Consider the following 6,105-nt stretch of genomic DNA (forward strand, 5'->3'; position numbering starts at 1 on the left):
GGGCTGCACGTACAGCTGCCGATCGCGGATCCATCGTTCCTCGCCGGCGTCGGGATCGGCGAGGACAGCGGACGATTCGTAGCGCTGGTTCAGTTCGACCCCTTGGGCGTTGAACTCGTAGTTCTTCAGCTCGAGCGCATCAGCGAGCGCTTCACGCACGGCAACACCCTGCGGGCCGGTATCGCGCACCTTCGCCAGCCCCGCCGCGACGGGGTCGTTCGCTCCTTCGGTCGCGAAGCAGGCGTTGAGCGGCGCGTAGTCCTTGCGGGACTGGTTGGCGCGCGCGACGATCTGGGCACCGACGGGCTGGCGTTCCTGCGAGTAGGTGTCGAGTAGGGCGGGCTCGGCGTAGCCGTTGATGACGAAGGCGAGTTTCCAGGCCAGGTTGAATCCGTCCTGAATGCAGGTGTTCGATCCCAGGCCGCTGCTGGGCGGGTGGCGGTGCACCGCATCGCCACCACAGAAGACCCGACCCTGCGAGTAGGTGGTGGCGACGGCCTGATTCACGTACCACACCGATGTCGACTCCACCTCGACCTGCAGGTCGGGGTCACCGACGAGGGTGCGGACCTTGGCCAGAACGTCGTCGGGTTCGAAGGTCGGTTCACCCTCGGCCATGTCGAAGCCCCAGCCGGCGATCCAGGTGTCCCAGGGGCGGATCGCGCGCAGCAGCCCCATCCCGATCTCACCGAAACTGCCGCCCGGGGTCAGGATCCAATGCAGGATGCTCGGGCGGTGCTCGACGTAGCGGCTCAGGTCGGCATGGAAGAGAACGTAGGCGGTGGCCGCGCGGGCCATCTCACCCTCGATCGGCAATCCGATGTCCTCGGCGACCTGCGAGCGGGCGCCGTCCGCGCCGACCAGGTAGCGGGCGCGCATGCTGTATTCGCGGCCGGAGATGTTGTCGATGAGCTGCACGGTGACGCCGTGCTCGTCCTGGGTGTGGGAGACGTAGTCGGTGTTGAACGCTGACGTGGCCCCGCGTTCGGCGGCGTTCTTGAACAGCACCGGTTCCATGTAGAGCTGTGGAATGTCGAGCAGGCTGCAGGGGCTGTGCTGGACGTAGTCGCCGATGCGGTCGTCGCCGGTGCCCCACGTGCGCAGCCGGGCGATCTCCTCGCCGGCGAGGCTGGTGGTGAACAGGGTGTCGCCCATCAGTTCCCAAGGGGTGGCGTATTTTTCGGCTTCCTTGTCGACTTCGAGGTCACGCAGCACCTCGACGGCACGCTGATTGGTGATGTGGGCACGGGGGGTGTTGGCCAGCCAGTTCCACCGGTTGACCAGGTGCACGCGAACGCCGTACGTGGCGAGCGCGAGGGCGGTGGCCGAACCCATGGGGCCCGTGCCCACGACCAACACATCGGTGTCGAAACCGTCCGCCGGGACAGGGTTGTGGGAGTTCATGACGATCACTTCTCTGTGGGAAGGGTGGATGAGCGACGTTGCGTGCCGATCGTCTGCAGCCTCTGCGGCAATGCTGGAGGTGGTGCCATTTCGATCTCCGTTGCAACTAGCATGCTAGACGGTTAGTTATGACGATACGGGGGCAATGGTCGTGGTGCAAGCCTCTGCGGGGGTTGTGCAGAGGGCCGGATCGGGGACCCGGCCCGTACCCGCTAGGGGATGCTGAGGAAGTTGGTGAACCCGCCGTGCCGCGCGGGCAGGGAGTCCAAGGCTTCGTTGATCTTCTCCAGCGGGAACCGGTGGTGCTCGAGTACGGACAGGTCCAGGACGCCGGCTCCGGCGAGTTCGGCCATCTCCTGCGCTTCGGCGGTGCTGAACCAGAGGCTGCCGAGCAGGCTTTGCTGGGCGCACATCATGGCGAACATGTCGACTTCGACGCGTTCCATCATGCCGCCGATGTCGACTGCGACGCCGCCTCGGCGCAGGGCGCTCAGCGCCCGGGTGAACGAGGCGACCGGGGCGCCGGGACCGAGGCAGTCGATGACGGCGTCGACACCGTCGCCGTTGTTGTGCTTTCGCACCCAGTCGCCGAGCCCGCCCTCGTGGTCGTTGGTGACGAAGATGCGTTCGGGTGCAATGGCTTTGACGTCGTCGAGCAGTTCCTGGTTGCGCCCGGTTCCGAAGATGCGGGTGGCGCCCAGCGCGAGAGCGTTGAGACAGGCACCCAGTCCCAGGGTCCCGGAGATGCCGTCGATGAGCACGCTGCTGCCCGGCCCGGTGTTCGCCTTGCGCAGCGCCGAGTAGGCGGTGCCGAGGTAGCCGAACCGGGCGCCCTCGTCGAAGGACACGGTGTCGGGCAACTTGACCAGGTTGCGTTGCGGCGCAGTCAAATACTCGCTGAGTCCACCGAAGGGGTAGGCATCGAACAGGCGCTGCCCACGCTCCCCGAAGGCGAAGTACCCCATGAAGGTGTAGCTGTCGCAGTTCTGGTCTGCGCCCTGCCGGCAGGCACGGCAGGCACCGCAACTCAGTCCCGGGTTCACATAGACGCGGTCACCGACGGCGACGTCGCTGACCTGGCTACCCACCGCCGTCACCACGCCCGAGGCGTCGAGGCCGAACACGGCCGGCAGCTTGGGCAACGGCAGATACGGGAACCACTCGGCATAGGTGGCGAGCACGTTGCGCAGGTTCGGAACGACGTTGCACGCCTTGACTTCCACCACCACGTCGGTGGCCCGCGGCTCGGGTATCGGGAGCGACTCGATCCGCATCGGCGCGTTGTGGTCGTGGAGTCGGGCAGCCAGCATCGTTTCGGTCATCGATGAATACCTTTCCTGGTGAGGCGACGGTGATGGGTCAGGCCGAGGCCGTCGTCGTCGAATTGAGCGCTTCGGTGATCGCCTCGGCGGTGGTGATCTCGGCGAGCAGGCTCAGGGAGTTGATGCTCGCGGCGTGCGTGGCTTCATCAGCGGCCGAGCAGGCGTCCTCGACGACGACAACGCGGTAGCCCAGGTCGCTGGCGACGCGGGCGGTGCCTTCGACGGAGAAGTTGGTCGCAACCCCGACGAAGCACACGGTGTCGATGCCGCGCTGCTTGAGTACGGCGTCGAGTTCGGAGTCCTGGAATCCGCCGACACGGGTGTGGGTGACCACGACGTCGCCCTCGGCCGGGGCGACCGGCTCGACGATGGCGGCCAGTTCGCTGCCGTCCTTGAGGCAACCCGACTGCGCCACGATGCCCAGGATGGGTGAGTTGACGCGCAGATCGGAGAAGTCGGGCTTCCAGGCCACCCGGGTGTACACAACCGGGCTGCCTGCCGCGCGGAACGTCCCCGCCAGCGAGGCAATCGTGGCGAGCACGTCACGCTCGACGACCTGGTTGTGGAAGAAATTGCTGAATGCGCCGTCGGGTCCGACGACGTCGCCCTGCAGATGGACGGCGATCAGCGCGGTGGAACGAGGATCGAGTTCGATGGCCATGAGAAGACTCCTGAAATCTTTTGCGATAGTGCGGGATACGTGATGTGCGCCGACGGTGTTCGATCAGGCGTGGGCGATGATGGAGCGTCCGATGTTGTCGATGTCGCGGACGGCGGTGAACGGGTTGGACAGGAACACCTGCAGGATGTCGACGCCGGATTCGAGCATCAGCGCGCTCTTCTCCCGCAATTCGGCCGGCGAACCGTAGAGGCACCAGTAGTCGACGAGTTCCTTGGTGATGATCGGGCGGTGGCGCGGGTCCAGGCCGCGCAGGTACTTGGCCCACACATCGAGATAGTGCGGCTGGTCCGGTGCGGTCGGATCGCCGAGGTACTGCTGGGCGGCGGTGATCGAGGCGTCGACAATAGAGTCGCCGAGCAGGTCGCGGTGCTCATTCATCAACCCGGAGTTGGTGATACACGAGCTGATCGGGCCGGAACCGAAGCCGTTGGTGACCCCGTCCTCCCAGGTTTCGCCGTTGTCGAGTTGGTAGAACCACGACAGCGACACCAACTTCACCGAGCCCGGTGCGCGCCCCGCCGCGGCCACGGCCTTGTCGAGAGTGCTGCGGATCAGCTTGATCATCTCGACGTTCGGTCCGAGGCAGTACACGATCGCGTCCGCATACTTGGCGGCCTCGGCCAGGCCTCGCGGCCCGCCCGCCGCCACCCAGATCGGGATGTGGTCGTTGACGTTGTAGAAGCCGCTCTCCTTGTCCAGGAACTCGACCTCGCGCTCCTCGCCCAACCAACGGTGCACCACGCGGCGGCCGGCCATCAACTCGCGCGACACCTCGATGGCATGCGACAGCTCGCTGATCTTCGCCGGGCGATTACCCATCGAACGCAGCGCGTTGTTCGCCGTGCCGATACCCAGGAACGTCCGCCCCGGGGCCAGCGCGTTGAGCGTGGCCATCGAGTTCGCCGTCACCGGGGCAATCCGGGTGAGCGGGTTGGTGACCATGGTCCCCAGCTGAATCGTCGAGGTCTGCTGCGACGCCAGCGCCAGGAACTGATACGGATCGCTGAACAGCAGGGGCCCCTCCCCCACACCGAAATGGGTGACGCCCAGATCCTCGGCCTGGCGCACCATCGCGACCTGATCGATCTTCGCGCAGGTACCGACGCTGAATTGCATGACTTCTCCTTCAGATGTGTGAGGCGACCAGCCACCCGCAACGCGGCTTCGCGTGGCCGCGGACCACGGTCACGCCCTGGGAAGGCGAATCGCGCTCCTCAACGCCACATCCACCAGAACTGGAATGCTAGCGTTCTAGTAGACGGTAGCTCATAGTGATGGAGACCACAAGTATCTAGAATGCTAGTTGTGTTCGACACCGGCGCGGCCGCAGCCTTCGGGCACCTCGTGCCACTACCGTGGACCACCAGGTCGCTGCTCTGACCAGTAAGGAGCCCTGCACATGCCCGCGTCCCCCGGCACCCCAGCCGAGACCGCCGCCGTCTCCACAGCGAGGCTCTCCGGCGCGAGACTGTCCACGGTCCTCTACGACGTGCTCAAGGGCCGGCTACTCGAGGGCACCTACACCGCCGGCGAGCGGATCGTCGTGGAGCAGATCCGTCGCGAGTTCGATGTCAGCAAGCAGCCGGTCATGGACGCGCTTCGCCGCCTCGCGGCCGACCGGCTGGTGGCGATCATTCCCCAGTCCGGCATCGAGGTGCTCAGCTACAGCCACCGCGAAGTCGAAGACTTCTTCCTTCTCTTCAGCGACTTCGAAGCCACCATCGCCGCCGTCGCCGCGGCCCGACGTACCGAAGCCCAACTCGCCGCGCTGGCACGAATCTCTGCCCAGGTCGAGGACCTCCTCCACTCGGCCGACCCGACCGCCCGAGCGCACGGGTACCGGGTTCACAACCGTGAATTCCACGCCACCATCCACTCCATGGCGCACTCGCGAATCATGGAAGAAACCAGCCAGCGCATGTGGGACCTGTCCGACTTCCTCATCAACACCGCCGGCATCGCCAACCCACTCTCCAGCGCACTCCCCCAACGGCAATGCGACCACGAAGAAATCGCCGCCGCCATCGCCGACAAAGACGAGGACCGCGCCCGGGAAGCCATGCGCCAGCACATCATCGGCACCGTCGACATCATCGACGGCGAACGGCGAAGCGAATCAGCCTGACACATGGCCCTCTCACGGCCGCCCGATGGTTGAGATCGAGGGGTCTGCGGTCCTCGCCTGATTGACGCTGACCCGACACCGTCCGTGGTGTCGAGCCAGCTGTATCGCAGCAGGCCGCACCGGCGTGAACACCTGCAGGATGTCATCGAGCCGTTTGTGGACCCAATAAGGACGTTGTCTCACAATGTCTTTCACGATCCACGGTCCACGGCATACCCGGCAAGGCGCAGCATCCCGCCGTTCGCTCTGTTGCTGCTGTTCGCCGCTGCAGACAGACTGGACGGGCCCCGCTCGACAACCCATAGCTCGCCCGCCATGAGAATCATCGGAATGGAAGGGTTTAGGAGGACGAGGTTCTCGGCGGTGGCGCGATGACGCGTCTGGTGCGGGTCGGCAATACGGTCCGACGCTCGTCCGGTCCATGGACCGCTGTACACGCGTTGCCCGCGCAGCCACGGGTTCGAACGCGCTGCTGCGCGGTCGTTCGGGGTCAGACAGACATCCACGTAACATTCTGTCCCACAGCCGAATTGACGTCAGGACCACAGCACCAACGCCCGACCATCCCACAT

Annotated in this window: 5 protein-coding genes; 1 reads left to right on the plus strand and 4 read right to left on the minus strand. The window is 65.6% G+C overall.

Annotated elements, in window-relative coordinates:
- The 4 genes from A8G08_RS22335 to A8G08_RS22350 all read right to left on the minus strand — a co-directional run.
- The coding region (locus A8G08_RS22335; RefSeq protein WP_084436732.1) for an FAD-dependent oxidoreductase at positions 1 to 1,404 on the minus strand (1,404 nt) is incomplete at its 3' end.
- 212 nt (positions 1,405 to 1,616) lie between these two features.
- Positions 1,617 to 2,726, minus strand: a complete 1,110-nt coding sequence (locus tag A8G08_RS22340; RefSeq protein ID WP_068278990.1) for an alcohol dehydrogenase catalytic domain-containing protein — start codon at positions 2,724 to 2,726, stop codon at positions 1,617 to 1,619.
- A gap of 37 nt (positions 2,727 to 2,763) precedes the next feature.
- A complete protein-coding gene (locus tag A8G08_RS22345) occupies positions 2,764 to 3,381 on the minus strand; it encodes a cysteine hydrolase family protein (RefSeq protein ID WP_068279003.1) in 618 nt (205 codons plus the stop codon).
- Positions 3,382 to 3,450: 69 nt separating this feature from the next.
- Positions 3,451 to 4,524, minus strand: coding sequence for an LLM class flavin-dependent oxidoreductase (locus A8G08_RS22350; protein WP_068278993.1), 1,074 nt, complete (start codon positions 4,522 to 4,524; stop codon positions 3,451 to 3,453).
- A 283-nt stretch (positions 4,525 to 4,807) separates the two neighbouring features.
- Between A8G08_RS22350 and A8G08_RS22355 the strand changes: the two genes are divergently transcribed.
- On the plus strand, positions 4,808 to 5,533 hold the full coding sequence (locus tag A8G08_RS22355; RefSeq protein WP_068278996.1) for a GntR family transcriptional regulator: 726 nt from the start codon (positions 4,808 to 4,810) through the stop codon (positions 5,531 to 5,533).
- Positions 5,534 to 6,105 lie beyond the last annotated feature (572 nt).

The organism is Aldersonia kunmingensis (genome assembly GCF_001646865.1).
GTDB classification, from domain to species: Bacteria; Actinomycetota; Actinomycetes; order Mycobacteriales; family Mycobacteriaceae; genus Aldersonia; species Aldersonia kunmingensis.

Excerpts from the sequence above, each read along its gene's own strand:
- A8G08_RS22355 (WP_068278996.1), top strand. The coding sequence starts at position 4,808 with ATGCCCGCGTCCCCCGGCACCCCAGCCGAGACCGCCGCCGTCTCCACA.
- A8G08_RS22340 (WP_068278990.1), bottom strand. The coding sequence starts at position 2,726 with ATGACCGAAACGATGCTGGCTGCCCGACTCCACGACCACAACGCGCCG.
- A8G08_RS22350 (WP_068278993.1), bottom strand. The coding sequence starts at position 4,524 with ATGCAATTCAGCGTCGGTACCTGCGCGAAGATCGATCAGGTCGCGATG.